A 19,022-nucleotide genomic window follows, 5' to 3' on the forward strand; every position below is an offset into this window, starting at 1 on the left:
AGCAAAGTTTTGTCACGGCCGTGGCAAATTCTTGTTGCGGCCGCGGCAAAATCCTGCTACGGCCGTGGCTAAATCTTGTTACGGCCGTGACAAAATCTTGCTAAAGCAATCAGGATGGTTTTTATTTATGAATGTCTAAACGGCGGTTTTACTACCACAACCTTTAACTTACGTCCTCTCATATCTATCAACAATTCCGCACCTATTTTAGTATATTCAGGCTTCACATACCCCATACCAATTCCAATCTTGCGAGTAGGCGACATTGTACCGGAAGTAACCGTTCCAATCTTCTCTCCTTCTGCATTCACCAAATCATATCCCTGACGAGGAATACCACGATCCAGCATTTCAAAACCAATCAAACGACGGGCAACACCTTCGTTCTTTTGTTTCTCTAAAGCCGGGCGGTTGATAAAATCTTTTCCATCAACAAATTTAGTGATCCATCCCAGCCCCGCTTCAATTGGTGATGTTGTATCATTCAGGTCGTTGCCATACAAGCAAAAGCCCATTTCAAGACGTAGTGTATCACGGGCTCCCAATCCTATTGGCTTTATTCCATAATCGGCTCCCACTTCAAAAATAGCGTTCCATATCTTTTCCGCTGCTTCCGGATAGAAATAAAGTTCGAATCCTCCGGCACCTGTATATCCGGTATTTGAGATTATCACTTCCTTTTCGCCGGCAAACTCGCCTACCTTAAATGTATAATAAGGAATATCAGATAAGTTGATAGCTGTAAGCTTTTGCAATACCTCAATAGCTTTAGGACCCTGCACTGCTAATTGAGCAATATGATCGGAAGAGTTCTCCAAAATCGCACCCTCTGTATTGTTGGCTACACACCAATCCCAGTCTTTTTGAATATTAGAGGCATTCACCACCAACAGATATTTCTCCGGGTCGTATTGATAAACCAGGAAATCATCCACAATCCCTCCCTCTTTGTTTGGGAAACAGGAATACTGGATCTTACCCGGGGTAAGAGCTGCCACATTATTAGATGTTATCTTTTGAAGAAAAGGCAAAGCATTGGGTCCCTTCACCCAAAACTCACCCATGTGAGATACATCAAAAACTCCTACTGCATTACATACAGTGAGATGTTCGTCAATAATACCAGCGTATTCTATCGGCATATTATAGCCGGCAAACTCGTGCATCTTAGCTCCCAGAGCAATATGCTTTTCTGTAAATGGGGTGTTCTTCATAATTTTTAGTTCAACGTTATTTTATCTTTTTGCCACCAGCTCCGCAATCTTAACAATCACCCGAACTGCCTTTTCCATACTTTGTATAGGAACAAATTCATATCTACCATGAAAGTTAACGCCACCTGCAAAGATATTAGGGCATGGAAGTCCCATAAAAGAAAGTCGGGCACCATCTGTTCCCCCGCGAATGGGTTTTATATTGGGAACAACCTCCACAGCCTCCATAGCTGCAAAGGCAATATCAATGATATGCATCACAGGTGCTACTTTTTCTCGCATGTTGTAATACTGATCACGCAGTTCGATAACAGCTGTTCCTTCGCCAAACTCCGCATTGATTTTATTCACCAAGTGTTGCATTTCTTCTTTACGGCTTTCAAACTTTCCACGGTTATGATCGCGAATGATATAAGATAAAGTAGTTTGCTCTACTTCGCCCTGCATACCTATCAGATGATAAAAGCCCTCATAGCCTTCTGCATGTTCCGGAGTTTCGTGACGGGGCAACATGGAAATAAACTGATTGGCAATGCGCATAGAATTAATCATCTTATGCTTGGCATACCCCGGATGTACGTTTCTACCTTTAAAGGTTATTTTGGCAGAGGCAGCATTGAAGTTTTCATATTCCAACTCTCCTACCTCACTTCCGTCCATTGTATAGGCCCACTCACAGCCGAATTTGGCCACATCGAATTTGTCGGCACCACGACCAATTTCTTCATCAGGTGTAAATCCGATACGTATTTTCCCATGTTTAATCTCCGGATGCTCTTTCAGATAAGCAACAGCAGTAATGATTTCTGCAACACCTGCTTTATCGTCTGCACCCAACAAAGTTTTTCCGTCTGTAACAATTAAGTCTTCACCTAAATGGGCTAACAATTCCGGAAATTGATCGGGTGATAAAGTATAGCCTTCTTCGGCCGAAAGAATAATATCTTTTCCATCATAGTTTTCCACAATACGAGGATTCACATTCTGCCCACTCATATCAGGGCTTGTATCCAGGTGGGCAATAAACCCAATTGTTGGAACTTCTCTATCTATATTGGAAGGTAATGTAGCAAATAAGTATCCATTTTCATCTAAACTAATATCTTCCAGACCCAAAGACTCCAATTCCAACTTTAGATTTCGGGCAAAGTCCATCTGCCCGGGCGTACTTGGTGTAAGTTTACTATCCTCATTTGATTCAGTATTGATCTTTACATACCTCAAAAAACGGTCGGCTACATTCATTTTCCTATCTTTTTGCATTTAAAATCTTAAAAATAAGGGTAAAGGTAGAAAAAGAGGGGAGAAGAAACAAGAGTCACCAACTATTTTTATATCTTTGCACAAACAAACCATTAAAATACAGAATGTTTTTGTTTGAAGCGTACAATGCAAATTGTGTTCCCTACGCATCAGCTTAGATATTAAACAAATTCCTTAGGGAACAAGGAGGAGCAAAACTACTATATTTACATCGTAATGAAAACGCTACTTAAACTAGCACTCCTTACTGGAGTACTGACAGGCTTGATGGCCTGCATTGGTGACAAAGTTGTAATCTATGATCCTATCAGAGTTGTTGATGAATCCAAAGTCAATCAAAAACTTTATGCTGACGTTACAGAAGCCGAATTTAAATTTATACCGGAAGCTAACTGGCAAGTAGAACTTTATGAAATTGAGTGTTATGTAGGAAAAAACGTTCCGGATACACTGGGAAGTCCCAACTGGCTTCAATTTTACCCGGATCCTGATTTAGCCGGAGGCGAAGTTATAAACCCCAATGATACAGTTACACTAAAATTCAAACTCGAACCAAATTACATTGGTTTAGAGCGTGCAGCTGTAGTAAAGATTACATGTGGTGGACAGGTGAAGACTGTTGACCTCAAACAAGAAGCTACTTTAAAGAAAACAGGAAGAAAGTTGCTGAATACACGTTTGGTAAAAAGTATTTCGGGAACCAATGACAATCCCAATAGTTCTACTATATTAGACCTAACTTTTGAATACTTCAATGCAGGAGAAGGAGCATTAAAAGATAATTTGAGTAATTTCACTATCTCTGAGAGAAGGACAAACTACCACAATGCTTATAATTATAAGATTTATAATCAAGACTTTTATGAAGGGCTTGACAACAGAAGAATCCGCATAGAAAGAGACGCAGATAGCCCAGGAGGAATATTTCATACAGGTAGAACAACTACCCATCTGAATAGAGGACATTATGTAGACTCCTCTAGGTTTGGAGATATAAAAAACAATTGGGATGGAACAAGTGGAGACTGGCATTTCGAAATTATTGAATATATGAATGGATGGCCAGTTAGAATATTAACCCAAAGTGATAAAACATATCTTACCAATGACACTGTTGATCTTCAGTGGAACAAACCTGGTGATTTAACCAGAATAGATTGTATCCAATTTAGTAAAGAAGGTCAATTGCTACAACGCTATTCGTATGCTTATCAATATGATGAAACTTTGGTTAACAAAACCAATATTGATTTAAACTGGTTTATCTTAACTACCACCACCATTAATGCTACATTAAATATGAGAACAATTGCTACTCCCGATACTTCTCATTTAAATTTAGCCGGATTAATGGGAAAAAGAAGTAAACACTTGCTTACGTCAGCTGCGGAAACATATTATCAATCAAGTGATCCTATGCCTTCCAATGCTTACAATATCTCCTACAAATTTGATGAATGGGGATATGTAACCGAATTCGTTATTAATGGCGGGTTTGACACAACCGGTACTTATAAGATAGAATATGTTGCTCCTCCTATTCTTGACGAAAAATAAAAACTGAATAAATAAGAATAAACCCAACTAACTTGCAATGAGATAGTTGGGTTTATTATTTTAATCTAAATTAAACGTACATTACTTCCTCCCCACAAGCGCCTCCTTAATCCCCTCCAGATTTTCATTAAACTCAGTTAGCTGAGTGATCACCTGATTGGTTTGATTGCCTTGATTCATACCGGCAAACTTATTATTCTTGCGGAATATGCTCTTAATCTGTTCCCATCGTTCCTGTTCTTCCACAGATAGTAAACCTGCAATTTCTTTCAGTTTCAACAAATTGGCTTCACTGTCAGCGGTTAATGTTTGCGATTCACTTTCATAATGGGTAAGCACAAGAGAGGTTACCTCCTTCGTATTCATCAAAGGCACCAGTTGACCAACCATCTTGTTCATATCGCGATAAGAACCTTGCAGCTTAAAAGCAGGTTCTACTCGGTAAGCATCCTGCATGGCAGCACTGGAAATGTAGTTTTGATTAACCTTCTGCACTATATTTCTAACTAAAAGGGCATTCTTTATAACCGCTATAAAGTCATCAATATCTTGCTGGGTATGATTGGATTCCAAGTCGGGCATCAACTCTGCCTTTGTTTCAACGTACTCTACCAGGTTGTAGAAATCGGTAAAGCTTTTCGCTGTTATCTTCTGAATATACGGATTCTCTACCACCGCATTTTCGAGTAAGCTTAAATTGAACAAGTGGGCAGAATCACCAATCACATCTCCAAGGTTATATACATCGGCACGGTTGGCAAGCATATCGGGTATTTGGAATTTCTCTCCACTTTCCGTATAAGGATTACCAGCCATAATCACACAAAAACGCTTTCCACGCAAATCGTAGGTTTTGCTTTCTCCCTCAAAAGTACCGTCCATCTTGCGCTGACCATCGGCCAGGGAAATGAACTTTTGAAGAAACTCGGAACTACAGTGCTGAATATCATCCAAGTAAAGCATCACATTATCTGCCATCTCGAAAGATAGATTAATCTTTTTCAGTTCTTCCCGAGCACCCGACGTTTTAGCCTCATCGGGATCGATGGAGGTTATGGAATGTCCGATGGTAGGTCCGTTGATCTTCACAAAGTTAAGCCCCATAACGCTGGCCAGATACTCCATCAATGTAGTTTTACCATATCCGGGAGGAGAAAGCAATAACAGCATCCCCATACGAGCCGTACGTTTAGTTTCGCCTGCCACCCCAAGTTGCTTAGCCAAATTGGCTCCGATTAATGGCAGATATACCTGGTTAATCAGTTTGTTGCGAACAAATGAGGTCAGCACCCGAGGCTTCAGTTCATTGATTCTGAGTGTTTTCCGATATCCTCCAACAGTTTTCTCCTTCAATTCGGTGAAGGCGGTGAAGCGAGGCACACTCTGGTCGGTGAAGCGCGTTAACTTCTGCATCAGCCTATGATAGTCTGCCTTATACTCATTATTTATAATAACGGGGTGAGTTCCGCGCAAGTCGTGAATTTCGAGTACATCAGAACTTTTCCTTAATTCAAACTGATATTCTTTCAGCAATAATAAGCAAGCGGTTTCTCCTCTATACTTCTTATATTTCTTATGCTCATCGGCCAAATCGATAAAAGAGGTAAGCCAGTTGCGAACCAACAAAAAGCGCTCTACCGTTCCGAAAGACTTATTTTCCAAATCCGCATTAAAGCTTTCCGATAGTTTTTGTTCTTTCAAGTAAGCCAGAAACTCTTCTTTAAACTCCTTAGATTGCTGGGTTACTGTGAAAGAATGATTATTGCTGAACTCGCAAAACAGGTAATTAGCCACCCTCTCCGGCAATATTTTAGCAGAATTGAAATAGGTATTCCAGTTATTATATGCATCCTGAATGGTGTTAATCACATACTGATAATTACGAGAAGTAGGGAATGCTTTCAGTACATTATTGGCAGATACTATCAAGCCTTTCAGCAATTCCTTTTCCGCAGCATCTATACTGTACCAGAACAGTTGAGCAGCTACCCTTGCCTGAGGTTTGAAAGATAATACGCCCAACTGGTTGGTAATTCGGGTCAGTTCATTGAAAATAGCTACTGCATCATAATCGTGCACGCCTTTCAGGTAAGATTCGGCATAGCTGCTTTCTATCTTTTTAGAGATAAAGGCTTGTACATCAAATGAATTATTCTTCCGGCTTTCCAACCAGGCTAAATAGGCCAGGTATTCTGCCCGGTAAACCAGTTTGTTTTCAGACACCACATCTTGTTCCCAAATATCCTGATAGGAATTAATTTCCTCATTCTTTAGTTCGTGATAGAAGTTGGTACCTGTAAGATGGTAGAATAGTTTGTCTTCGCGTCTGACCACAGTCATATCGAGCAACTGCTTATTAACTGCAAATTTATAGTTGCCCAACGAAATAATGTTTTCGCCATCAGCAAAGAGTTCTGTTTTGTCTTTTAGGATTCTCAATGCATCTTCCAAAGACGTTTTCAGGCTATTCTCTAAATTCTCAGCTTTGGATATATCGCCCAGTTCTTTCAAATCGCCAATTAATTTGCGGACTTTATCCACCATCAAATCCGATGAATAGAAAGACTGTATTTCTTCTTTGGTTTTAAAAGATTGTGCTTTGTTTTCTACATTCTTCAATACACGGATCCCTATCTGCTCCAACGAAGAGGTGCGACGATTGATTTGTTCTACCAGTTGCGCCTTGCGTCCGTCAAAAGCCTTCACTACTTCGGAACGTTTATCGGCAATGACCAGAATAAACTCTTCAAAGTCGGCAAATTTACTTTCGAGTTCTTCGATCTGAACACTTACCTTCGTGAAATACTCGTCGCATTTATCCGGTGTGGAAGATAACTCCAGAAAATTAACGATGCTATGTTCAAGCAACGTTAGCTGAGCACGAAATTCGGCCATAGACTCTTTGCTTTTCAAAGAATCTACCTTCTTTTTAAGTTGCGCCCTAACCTCGTTCAGCGAAGAGAATATCAACGATATTTTTTCTATGATACGAGTGGTTTGGGTGGTATCTTCTATTTTCAGGCTGTTGAGAATATCAATCAGCAATTCCAATTCGGAAGAGATTTCTTTGCAGCCGGTTTCTATAAGCTGGGCATCTACCACTTTTTCTACCTGCTGAACTGCCTGTTTCTGAAGAACCACCTTTTCTTCATAAGGAGATAAAGCCTCGTCGCCAAGCAGAAACTCTACAGTTTTGGCAGAAAGATCGGCAGCGGTTTTAGATAATGCTTCCTTCAGCCCATCTACTCGTGCCGTATCCATATAGCGCAGGTTGACAAGCTCAATGATTTCTCCCTGCATCCGCCGGGTATCTGCCAATAGTTTTACCAACTGCTCTAAGGCATTGAACTTGGTGTTTTTTATGGCAAACAATAGTTTATCTACTTTCTGCGTGGCTTCTTCGAGCACCTGAGCCGAGTGTTTTTTCTGCTGTTTTACTTTCTCAAACTCATCAATGGCCGTATTGGCTATCTCTTTTATTTGAGTTAAGGGGTCGGACAAGGCAGAAGCCTCTTCATTAGCTATCCAGAAATAAGCATCTATAATATCATTCGACTTCTTAACAATGTCTTCGTAAAGCCCTTCGTAAGTATCTTCCTTATTCACTAAGTGAATAACTTCATGACACTCTGCCATAGCCTTTACGATTGATTTATTACCTATTTTATATAGCAGATGATCTTTCTTCTCATTGTTCTCGGGCAAGCGGTCGGCATAAGGTGTTCGCCATATTTGCACCTGATGGTGGCGAGTGGCTTCCTGCTCAGAACGGAAAAAGATTAAAGTGCCATCCTTATACAACGTAAATCCATTGCAGATAATAGGCGTTTCCACCTGCTGCCGGATAATATTGTAAGACATCAATACATACATATTCCGCTCGTTCTGATAAAATACATACAGAAAATCTTCTCCGTTGGGAGAAGCTACCTTACGAAAGAACTCAAGTTTATTGAGGTCGCTCTCGAATATCTTATATTCTCCGTTTTGCAGATAGTATCCGTTCGGGAAAATCACACCGTGATTGTCGGGGAGCAAGATACCGGCATCATTCAGCATCTTAATGTTCACCACTTCTTTGGTACGTGTATTAAACACATACGCCCGGAAGTCTTCCTGATAAGGTTTGATTCGCAACAGAATCAAGTTTCCCAGATCGGAATAATAGTAATCGGCATCATCCAGTTGCTGATCTTTATTCTCTACAGGCTCGGCATAGATTCCTTTCCCGGTTTTTGTGTTATCTTCTATTTTAAAGGTGATATCGCCACCCACAGCTTCTATAAATACCTTATCTAAAATAGACACGTGCGGATGTGTGCCCAAGCGCCTGTCTTCCAGTGTGGTTTTAATCCACTTGAACTCGTGTTGGGGTGCTTTTACTACCTCATGAATACTTCTGTCATCCTGATAAATCAGTTTACCGCCTTTAATGAGCCACTTAAAGGCTTTTTCATCTCCCGGATTCTTACTGGTTTGGAAAACCATATAGAAGTAGTTCTCCGTTCTCCTGAACCTTGAGAAGATAGAATCTCTATAGTATTTATAGAGGTTTTTAAAGTCGGTAATGAAACTTTCGTCCTCGATAAGAGTTAATGGTTGAGGCACAAACTGGTTATCCTGAAACGAGTAAATACTGAAAACATCGCTCAACTGAATATCCGACCGTAACCCAAAATGAACATTGTAGCCAAATATGCAAAGGTTGCCCAAAGCAGTGATTCCTCTCGACTCGCAATTATTTTCCGTATTAATACGCTGATTGGCTAAAAGCGAAAATTCGGCCGAGGTAAATACTTCCTTCCTGGCCTGATTCAGCGAACCAAGTTTGTTGAGTAATACGTCTTTTTGCGTTTGCAGACGTTTTCTTATGATTTCGTAAGTTCCGGCTTCAAGCCTCTCCCCTGCCAGCCTCTCCCCTGCCCTCTCCAAAGGAGAGGGAGATGGGAATGCTTTATCTTTAGATTCCATTGTTTTTTAATATAGTAAGTAGGTATTCAAAATTAATTTATATAAGTAGATGTTCATAGTTAGTTGTATGATCCCCCCCCTCCGCCCTTTGGGCACCTCCCCCTTGCAGGGGAGGAATTCCTGCGGCATCGACTCCTCCCCTGCAAGGGGGAGGTGCCCAAAGGGCGGAGGGGGTATTTTATAAATTAATTATGAATACCTACTTAAGAAATATTATTAACCTGCATAGTCTTCCTCCCTCTCCTTTGGAGAGGGTTGGGGAGAGGCTATAATTTCTTATTAGAGATACCTAAAGTCTTCGCCATATTCAGCAAATTACCCAAGAACCCTTTATCGCTTTCGTCTTCACTCTTGCTTTGCATTTTCAAGATAAGAGAAGCAATGGTCAAGTTCTTTATATCTTCGGTAGAAATACCTGTTCGGTTGGCATAATAACGGATACGTTCCAATAAATCGCCTTCCGAATTGCCATCGCCCAACAACGCTTTTTTAAGTTGAGTAGCGTTCTCGCTTTCATTAACCAGACGGTCAAATCCTTTCGCATTGGATATTTGTTTCACGATGTTTTCGAAGAACATGGTTTCTCCTCCTACAATGTCGATATCGGCATTCTTCAAAGCTTCGGACAATACGTGTGCCTGAGCGTCGGCAATGTCTTTCTGAATGCTGATCTGAGCCAGTTCCACATCTTTCTCCTTTTGGAGCGCCAATTTGAACTCTTCGTGTTCTTTGCCCACACCATCCAGTTTCTTCATGGCGGCAGCTTTCTCTTCAATTCCGGTGGCTTCGGCCAGTGCTTTCTCTTTCAATACTTCGGCTTCCATCAAACCTTCCTTACGTTTCGCTTCGGCTTTGGCTTCAATGCCTGTGGCTTCGGCCAGAGATGTTTTCTCGATGATGCTTGCTTCGCCGGTAGCAGATGCCAAGGCTTTTTCTTTGGTTACTTCGGCTTCTACCAATCCTTCTTTTTTCTTGGCTTCGGCTTTGGCTTCGATACTAAAGGCTTCGGCTTTGGCTTTTTTCTCAATAACTACCGCTTCGGCCATACCTTGTTGTTCAAGAGCTTCGGCTTTGGCTTTAATTACTTCGGCTTCGGCCAGTCCGTAAGTAGCATCTTCGCGCGCTTTGGCATCTGCCAGAATCTTTCTTGCTTCTGCTTGCTTAGCCGATGCTTCTTTCTGCGCCTCTGCGTCGATCAGTAATTCTTTCGCCTTTTCTTCGGCAGCAAGTTTGGCAGCTTCGGCAGATTTAACGGTTTCAATCAATCTTTGTTCGGCTTCTTGCGAGGCTTCTGTGATACCTACTTGTTTCTGGCGATCGATGCTTCTGAAAGCTTCTATATCTTTGATGTTCTGCTGTTCTTCCACCACCCCTTTTTCGAGCTGCACTCTTTCGCGTATTACGTCCTGAATGTTTTTCTTTTCAATTTCGATGGCACGCTCTTTATCAATTTGAGAGAGGGTTACTATTCTTTCTCTTTCGGTTTGTTCCAAAGCACGATCTTTCTCAACACGTTCTTTTTCTACAGCTTCGGTTCTTTGCTTGTTTTTTTCAGCAATAATGATCTGACGGAGTTTGTTTTCTTCCTGAATGGCAAGCGATTCTTCTGTAGATATTCTTACGGTTTCGGATTTCAGCCTTTCTTCTTCTCTTACCTTTTGAATTTCGGCTTCTTCGCGAGCTCTTACATTATCAATTTCGCGTTTTTGCTTTTCTTCTTTCTCTGCCAATTGTCTTTCGAGTTCGAGAATGGCTTCGCGAGCTTCCACGTTTTGTTTCTTAATCACTTTCTCTTCTTCCCGACGAATTAAATTGGCTTTAATATTCTGAGCAGCTGTCAGGTCTGTGATTTTACGGATACCTTCGGAATCGAGAATGTTTTCGGGGCTAAGGAATTGGAGTTCTGTTTGCTCCAAATAGTCGATGGCACAGTCGTCCAGTACATATCCGTTCAGGTCGGTTCCTATAATATTTAAAATCTCATCACGGAACTCACGACGAGCTTCATATAATTCGATGAAATCAAACTTCTTACCTACTGTTTTCAATGCTTCGGAGAATTTAGCTTCAAAAACATCCTTTAATGTAGATATATCACTGGCTCTTTCGCATCCGATGGTTTGTGCCACATTGATTACGTCATTGATCGACTTATTTACACGCACAAAGAAGGCTACTTTTATATCGGCACGAATGTTGTCTTTACAAATCAATCCGTCGTGTTGCATTCTTTCTATCTGCACTTTCTTCAAAGCAATGTCCATAATCTCCATCTTATGGAATATAGGAATTACATACATACCCTTGTTGAAAGCAACTTTAGTGCCTCCTACGCCTGTACGTACAATGGCTTTTCCTTGAGGTATTTTCTTGTAAAAGGTTGCCAGCATTCCCATTAAAACCAGCAAAACGAAAATAGCAGCACCGGCTATTATAAAAACAAATTCTGTCATAAGTTAATTGATTTTTGAGTTATTTTTATCTTGTTTTGAGGAGGTTCACCACAGAGTACGCAGAGGACACAGAGTTTTTAATTTCCCTGCGGCATCGCAACTTAATACTCTGTGTACTCTGCGTACTCTGTGGTGAAAAATCCTCTTTTCCATATTATTTCTACTAATAATCTGCGGTATATAAAAGAATTAAAAATTGCGGATACTGATTTCTTTAGTCACCAGATATATTTTTTTATCGTCCGATTCATCGGATACAATTATATAATCTCCGTATTTCAGTTCTTCACCGTCCATACTTCTCACATTTAGTTTAATTGGGTTCTTATCTATCAGAAGCTCCGCACAGCCTATCTTGTCATCCTTAATATTGGAAAGCATTTTACCCGATCGGCCCAGAAAGTCGATTTCTTCTTCTCCTTTATATCCTATTGCTTTAAAAAACTTAGCTAAAGGAGTGGTTGAAAATTTAGTGAATAGTAACGCTATAACCAACAAAGGTAACAGAAGCAATAATGACCAAACGCCCCATCCGCTTACGTCCACAAATTGAGTGGTGATGAGCGAACCTACCCATGCGAAAAACTTCCAGAAAGAAAGAATCAGCATGAAAGGCACTCTCCCTACGTTCATAAAGGTCAGGAATTTCATGAAGAAACCGGGTGATTTCTCTTGTGGCACTTCCACGTCGTCATCGCCGGCTCCTTCTACTTCCACGTCGGAGGCTTCCGGCTCGGGAACATCTACATCGAAGTCGAACCCCAGATCCAGATCGTCCATGCCTACACCCAACAGGAATACGAAGAGCCAATAAAGAACAAGCACACCCATAATGGCTGTCATCACAGCATTGGGCAAGGGGTGCATCAAGTGGTGTAAGAATTCGGTCATAGTAATAAGAATATAGATAATAGGATGAAAACCAAGCAAATAATTACAATAGCCAAAGATACTATTATTAATTTAAAGTCCATATTACTTGGTTATTCTATTCCAAGTTTGCGCTTTATCTCATCTAAATGCTGATTTACTGTTCCGGACTGACTCCCGATGGCTGCATTAATTTCATCATCTAAGTTGCTTTTCTTATTTGCCAAGTCGCCATAGGCTTGTGCCAGTGCTTCTTCCTCTTCTACCTTTTCTTTCATGCGTTCCAGCATACTGATTGTGCTGTTGCTGTCTATCTTGGCCATCTGCTTATTCACCTCTTTGGTGGCTTTGCTCACCCGAATACGCGATTTGAGTGTTTTCAGCTCGTTCTCCCATTTGGTGATGTTAAATTTCAAGACCTCAATATTGCTTTGGATGCTTGCTGCAGCCTTTTCATGCTCTTCTTGTTGTGTTTCAAGCGTAGCGGCATCTGCCAACAAACGTTCTTTCAGGGTAAGGGCTTCGGTAGCCAAATGCTCGGCTTGTGCCATATCGAGCTCTCCTTTTTGAGCTTTAGTCAGCAATAAGATTGCTTTGTTTTCATACTCTTTGGCTTCTGCCTGTTTCTTATTCTTATCATTGCCGGTGCGTATAGCCATAGCTTTGATTTGTGCCAACGATTCAATGGATTTATCCAAATCATCTCTCATCTCTCTGATTCCCTGTTCCGTCATACGGATGGGGTCTTCCATTTTCTCAATTACAGAGTTTATCTCTGCTTGTCCGATTCTAAATAGTCTTTTAAAAATATTCATGGGGTTTGGGGTTTTAAGTTTATAGTTTTGAGTTTGTAGTTTATAGGTTCTTGGGTTTGTGGGTTCTTGGGGAAGGGTTGAGTTTAAACAACCTAAAAACCCAAAAACTTAAAAACCCAAAAGCCTATAAACCTATCCTCGAAAATTCAATAATTTCTTCATAATATTCGCCCAGTAATAGGCCTAAAGAGTTTAGTGCACCTGCCAACTCATTCAAATCCAGATTTTCGATCTGCATGGTATAGCGGAAGATCACCTTTTTTCCTTCTTCATCGAGCACAAAGGCTCCATGAATGATATCTCTGTTCTTTATCAGCAATGATTTTAGTATTTCTTTATCATCGCTCTTAAGGGTAAAGAGATATTGCTCAAGTATCAAGATAGGAGGAGCTACACCTATAATCAGGTTCTTAACTCCATCCGATTCACTTTCAATACAAAAGATACCTTCTTTTTCATCCCGGTATGAGATGGAGTATCCCAACTTAGTTATAAATGTTTCAACCTTTTTAAAGTACATGTTATTTAAGTTTTGAGTTTTTGAGTTTTTAGTTTTTAGTTTTTAGGGGGTTAGGTTCTTAAGTTTTTAGGTTTTTAGGGGTTTAGGTTCTTAAGTTTTTAGGGGTTGGGGGAAATAGTACTTAAGTATTCAATATTAAGTAACTATTCATAATTAGTTGTATGATACCCCCTCCGCCCTTTGGGCACCTCCCCCTTGCAGGGGAGGAGTCGATGCCGCAGGAATTCCTCCCCTGCAAGGGGGAGGTGCCCAAAGGGCGGAGGGGGCAATGATATAAACTAATTATGAGCATCTAGTTATTAATTAAACTACAAGCATTTACCCCGATAGGGGTAATATATGCATAACCTCGGGTGAGCGAAGCGTAACCCGGGGATGATAGCACTCTCTCTTCTCTGAGCCCCGAAGTGGGTTCAACCCCTTCAATTTCTGAACACTTAATAGCATTTTATTTCAAGTTTAATATAACCTACAAACTCACAAACTTAAAAACCTATAAACTTAAGAACTTAAAAACCTAAATTTGTTTTTGAGCAAATAAAAGCTTAGATTTGCAAATAGTTTTAGCAAATATACAGAAAGAATTTTAATTTGCAAATAGTTTTAGCAATTTATGAATAAAACGGGTAAAAACATAAAGAAGATAAGGAATGTAAAGGGATTGAGCCAACAAGCCTTTGCAGACCTGTTTCAGCTTTCCAGAGGGAATATTTCCTCGTATGAAGAGTTACGTGCAGAACCTAAAATAGAAGTCTTATTGAAAATTGCTAATTATTTTGGCATACCGGTTGCCGATCTTATAGAAAAAGATCTTTCGGTGAATGAGCTTCTGCATTACAATACGCAGTTGGTGGTTGAAACCGAAAAGTTAAAGATTACTCAGCAATTGGTGAAGGTTCCTTATATACCGGCTCTTTATATCAACGATTATATTTGCCAATATAAAAATGAGGAGTTCTTCCATAAGCTTCCACATTTAATAGTGCCCAGCAATTCCAAATTCAGATTGATTGCCATTGAAGTTGACAATAGAGAAAACCTACCTGCCGAGTTCAACTATCAAAATGGGGATATTCTTATCTACGAGCAGGTTATAAAAGAAAACATTCATCGAATCACCCACAAACTGGGTATTTTGGTAAATAATGAAGGTATAAAAATGGGAATCTACAAAGAAAAAGAGAACCATATAACACTGGCACTAAATAACTGGATTGAATATCCTTTTGAAATAGAATCGCAAGAGAATCAGTATTGGGTACTGAAAGCTTGTTATAGTCAATCGTAGATTCGATAAAATGCTACCGGCAATTGAACGAAATGCTACCGGCAATTAAAGCAAATGCCGATAGCATTTATAATAAATCTCACGAGCAATGCCGATAAAAGATTAATGCATTTTTTGAAACTTTCCCTGATTCCAAGTATACATTAAAGGCTCGCGAAGATATTCGGATAGTTTTTCGGCATCTTCTTTCACCATATACTCGGGGGTGGTGTAGCTGAAAGTCAATACCTTACTTTCTTTCGAGAGAGATGCTTTTACTAAGAATAAATCTGCTTTCTTATATAAAATCCGGAAGTCTTCTGTTGAAGTATCATCCGGTTGTGCCAGAAAGAAGTCTTCTTTTTTAGGGAGGGTTATATACAAATTGTAATTAAGAGGTTTCCAGTCGGCAGTATAAAGCTGTATCCGGCTATCGCATATAGGCGCACAAGCGGTGGAGATAATGCAAATAATGCTTTGTGCATCATCTACCGGAAGCACTTTCATCTCCCAAGTACTTTGGGGAGTCATTTGAATGCGTATATAATCGGCTGTTAAATCCGTCATTTCAGATTCGGATTCAAATCGGTTTTTGACTTTGGCTTTCATATTGCTTTCCAAAAAGTCGATAAAATCGGCACGATTTACTTCTGTAAGTAAGGGGGTTACAGATTCAGGACTTTTCAGGAATAAGGTTTTGGCCTCCTGAGCATAAGCGCTCGTAAAAAGGGTAAACGCAAAAAGAAACAACAATATTTTTTTCATTCCAATAGCTATTTGCCTTCAAAAATAAAGAAAAAGAAGAGAGTGAAGAGAGAGAAAATAGGTTTTAACATAAAGAAACCGTTTTTCTGCTGCAGATTAAGGAGAATTAGATAAAAATGAGTTAAATCAAAGTAAATGAGGATAGATACGCGGAAAAAACGGAATGAGCGGATGAACGCTGAAAATATATTTTCGTCCTCATACCGTAGGGTAAAAAAGAATTCCGCGTTCATCCGCTCATTCCGTTTTTTCCGCGTACCCATCACCACTTAACTCTAACCTATATAGAAAGGGGCACAATTTCAAAGTTAATCAAAATAGATATACAGAAAGCCCTGATGAGTTCAATAAAAGTCCTTTGCTTTTTGTAGATTTGCATCGAAAATCATTTATATGCTAAGGATATGCCAACAATAAAAAAGCACCTCATATCTCTCCTTACTATTCTCAATGAAGAAGTTTACGAAAAAGAGCACGTCATTGCTTTGTCGCTTTTGTCGAGTCTTGCCGGTGAAAGTATTTTCTTGTTAGGGCCTCCGGGAGTTGCCAAGAGTTTAGTTGCTCGTAGACTAAAACTGGCATTTAAAGATGCCAATGCTTTTGAATATTTGATGTCCAGATTCAGTACGCCCGATGAGATATTCGGTCCGGTATCTATATCAAAACTTAAAGATGAGGATAAATATGAGCGTATTGTTCATGGTTATCTACCTTCTGCCACAGTTGTTTTCCTGGATGAGATATGGAAAGCAGGACCGGCTATACAAAATTCACTACTTACGGTTCTGAACGAAAAGGTGTACCGTAACGGACAATTTACCATTCGGGTGCCGCTGAAAGCCTTGATTGCCGCTTCTAATGAGCTACCTGCCAAAGGTGAAGGGTTGGAAGCCTTATACGACCGTTTCCTTATCCGCTTGTTTGTAGGATGCATTGAACAGGAATTTGCTTTCGACAGAATGATAGCATCGACAGGAGATGTTGAGCCGACTATCCCCGAAAAGCTGCTTATCAGCAATGAACTATATACCCAAATCCGTAAAGAAGCAAATAAAGTAGAACTGCATTATACTTTCTTCGAGCTCGTTCACAGCATTAAACGGGAAATAGAACAGTATAATAAACAGCGCGCAGAAGATACTCCACCCATTTATATATCCGACCGTCGTTGGAAAAAGATTGTATCACTGCTTCGCACATCGGCTTATCTGAATGAATCGGGTTCCGTAAACTTCTCCGATTGTTTATTGATGTATTATTGCTTGTGGGACGAAGTTAGTCAGACACCTATTATTGAGGAGATTGTGCGTCAGGCCATTTCAATATGTATTAAGTCTTATTTATTGGGAGAGAAACAGTTGGAAGAAAAGCTGGATGCACTGAAAGAAGATATGAAAGCCGAATTCAGCTTGCGCGAATCGGGCGACCCGACTATTCAGGTGGTAGATACATTTTATCATCGCATTGAAAATTATCCCATTGCAGGGAATCTGTTGATATTCGCTTCGGACTATCAGGATTTGAAAAAGGACAGTAACCGGATGTTTTATCTGCAACAAGACAAATTTCGTCCTGTCAACAAAATACTGAAGGTTTATGATTTCGCCAGGAATCGTAATATTCCGCAGAAAAATGTATTTTCGCTCAAGAAAGGGAATCGCTCTGTGTATGTTAACAATCAGGAATATCCATTGCTTTGTTATGACAACAGTGCGCCATTGACTCAGCAAGATACCGGCACCCCATTCGAGTTCAGGCTACAAGAGGTTATCGACATTATTGGCTATATGGAACATACGTTCAACAAATTGAAGGAACGCGAAACCAACTACATGAAAGAACATATCTTCCTGGATTCAAAACACAAAAATGATATGAAAAGGATTCTTACCGGCGCCGGTCATATCATCGAAAGCTACCAAAATGAATTGCGGATTATTGCCCACGCTCATGAACAGGAAAACAGAGAATATAAGGCTTAAAGAACTGCATCGTATTTACTACGATAAATTGCAGAAAACGGGATATGGTATCTACAACGAGCAATTGCACAACCAGATTGTAAAGCCCGAAGAACTGGATACGGATATTCTTTTGTATTTTCGAAAAACACTTCCTTCGCTACAGGAATTCTACTCGAAGTATGCCAGCCAGTGGGAATACTATCACGAAATACAGGAAGCTACAGATAAAGCTTTCTACCATTTCCTGAAAAACAGCGCTTATCCACTTGCTATGCGCTACAACCTGGTAGATCTGAATGTGAAATATTATATAGACAGATTCGAAACCCTCAAACCACGCTCGCACGAGTGGAAAAGGTTGAGGGATTTATTTATGGATAAATGGTTCAACCTTCTGTCTAACAATGAGGTTCATTATCAGATTGAACATATTGACAGTCTATGTGCCGACTTTTACAAAATACATATAGCATTGTGCAACAATCTTCCGGTTAGAGGAGGTTCCCGACTTATCTGGTTGCTGAGAAACCATAAACACTTGGCCGAACAAATATTAGAATATGATGAGTTAATTAGAAAGAGCCCTGCCATACGTGAGTTGATTGAGGTACTGGGTAAAAAACACGATGGAAAACAAAAGAAATTCCGAATGACTGCCGGTATACGACGCGAGAAAATAATTACACACGGCAGCAAAAGCGACATCAGTGGGATTACTGTAGGAAATGACCTCAACAGCCTGCTGCCTATTGAGTATTGCTATCTTTCGGATAAGAGTCTACAGCCCTTGTTCTTCGAACGATTTATTGAGCGAAAACTACAACTGATAGATTATAAATCGCAGGAATACCGAAGGCTGGATGAGAAGAAAGTACCCGGATTTGATATTTCGGAAGAAACAGAAGGTCCGTTTATTGTTTGTATAGACACCTCGGGGTCAATGGCAGGAAGACGGGAGCAAATTGCCAAATCAGCCTTGCTTGCCATCGCACAGCTTACAGAGCAACAACACCGGAAATGTTTCATTATCATTTTTTCAGATGATATAGAATGTATTGAGATTGCAGATTTTGGAACTAATTTCGATCGCTTGGTCGATTTTCTGTGTCAGTCTTTTCATGGAGGAACAGACCTTTCTCCTGCCATAAATTACACCATCGACTTAATACTTAAAGAAGAGTATCAGGAAGCTGATGTAGTGATTGTGTCGGACTTTGAATTTCCTCCAATGAATAAAGAGCTACAGAAAGGAATCCATTTAATCAAAGAAAACGAAACACGTATTTACGGACTTTCTATGGGAGATGATCCGGAACAAAGCTTTATTGAAATCTGTGACAGGTGTTGGAAAGTGAAATAGCAG

General features: G+C 40.1%; 12 protein-coding genes. 4 read left to right on the forward strand and 8 right to left on the reverse strand.

The window, feature by feature from the left end:
* Positions 1–125 precede the first annotated feature (125 nt).
* Entirely contained in the window at positions 126–1,214 is a 1,089-nt protein-coding gene (gcvT, locus tag D0T60_RS13650) for a glycine cleavage system aminomethyltransferase GcvT (protein WP_163218663.1), read from the reverse strand.
* Between the two features lie 21 nt (positions 1,215–1,235).
* On the reverse strand, positions 1,236–2,477 hold the full coding sequence (gene pepT / locus D0T60_RS13655) for a peptidase T (RefSeq protein WP_163218664.1): 1,242 nt from the start codon (positions 2,475–2,477) through the stop codon (positions 1,236–1,238).
* Positions 2,478–2,693: 216 nt separating this feature from the next.
* Here pepT and D0T60_RS13660 point away from each other — a divergent pair, with 216 nt between their 5' ends.
* Entirely contained in the window at positions 2,694–4,034 is a 1,341-nt protein-coding gene (locus D0T60_RS13660) for a hypothetical protein (RefSeq protein WP_163218665.1), read from the forward strand.
* Between the two features lie 81 nt (positions 4,035–4,115).
* On the opposite strand, the gene D0T60_RS13665 is transcribed toward D0T60_RS13660, so the two are convergent.
* The 5 genes from D0T60_RS13665 to D0T60_RS13685 all read right to left on the reverse strand — a co-directional run bounded on the left by D0T60_RS13665 (position 4,116) and on the right by D0T60_RS13685 (position 13,663).
* On the reverse strand, positions 4,116–9,005 hold the full coding sequence (locus tag D0T60_RS13665; RefSeq protein WP_163218666.1) for a DNA repair ATPase: 4,890 nt from the start codon (positions 9,003–9,005) through the stop codon (positions 4,116–4,118).
* A gap of 266 nt (positions 9,006–9,271) precedes the next feature.
* Complete coding sequence (locus tag D0T60_RS13670) at positions 9,272–11,458, reverse strand: flotillin family protein (protein WP_163218667.1); 2,187 nt, start codon at positions 11,456–11,458, stop codon at positions 9,272–9,274.
* A gap of 189 nt (positions 11,459–11,647) precedes the next feature.
* Positions 11,648–12,349 carry an OB-fold-containig protein gene (locus D0T60_RS13675; protein WP_163218668.1) on the reverse strand — a complete coding sequence of 234 codons (702 nt, stop codon included), beginning with the start codon at positions 12,347–12,349 and terminating at the stop codon, positions 11,648–11,650.
* A 92-nt stretch (positions 12,350–12,441) separates the two neighbouring features.
* Positions 12,442–13,143, reverse strand: coding sequence for a PspA/IM30 family protein (locus D0T60_RS13680; protein ID WP_163218669.1), 702 nt, complete (start codon positions 13,141–13,143; stop codon positions 12,442–12,444).
* 124 nt (positions 13,144–13,267) lie between these two features.
* A complete protein-coding gene (locus tag D0T60_RS13685) occupies positions 13,268–13,663 on the reverse strand; it encodes a YbjN domain-containing protein (protein WP_163218670.1) in 396 nt (131 codons plus the stop codon).
* A gap of 613 nt (positions 13,664–14,276) precedes the next feature.
* On the opposite strand from D0T60_RS13685, the gene D0T60_RS13690 reads away from it, so the two are divergent.
* Positions 14,277–14,951 carry a helix-turn-helix domain-containing protein gene (locus D0T60_RS13690; protein ID WP_163218671.1) on the forward strand — a complete coding sequence of 225 codons (675 nt, stop codon included), beginning with the start codon at positions 14,277–14,279 and terminating at the stop codon, positions 14,949–14,951.
* Between the two features lie 102 nt (positions 14,952–15,053).
* Here D0T60_RS13690 and D0T60_RS13695 read toward each other — a convergent pair whose 3' ends face one another.
* Complete coding sequence (locus tag D0T60_RS13695; RefSeq protein WP_163218672.1) at positions 15,054–15,695, reverse strand: DUF3256 family protein; 642 nt, start codon at positions 15,693–15,695, stop codon at positions 15,054–15,056.
* 404 nt (positions 15,696–16,099) lie between these two features.
* On the opposite strand from D0T60_RS13695, the gene D0T60_RS13700 reads away from it, so the two are divergent.
* Together D0T60_RS13700 and D0T60_RS13705 are read left to right on the forward strand one after the other, a co-directional pair.
* Entirely contained in the window at positions 16,100–17,677 is a 1,578-nt protein-coding gene (locus D0T60_RS13700; RefSeq protein WP_163218673.1) for an AAA family ATPase, read from the forward strand.
* The gene (locus tag D0T60_RS13705) at positions 17,646–19,019 is read left to right on the forward strand and encodes a VWA domain-containing protein (protein ID WP_203558344.1); all 1,374 of its coding nucleotides are present in this window, start codon (positions 17,646–17,648) and stop codon (positions 19,017–19,019) included. Before D0T60_RS13700 ends, D0T60_RS13705 begins: the two co-directional genes overlap by 32 nt.
* The last annotated feature ends 3 nt before the right edge of the window (positions 19,020–19,022 follow it).

It is taken from the genome of Bacteroides sp. 224 (genome assembly GCF_010500995.1).
Classification (GTDB): domain Bacteria; phylum Bacteroidota; class Bacteroidia; order Bacteroidales; family Bacteroidaceae; genus Bacteroides.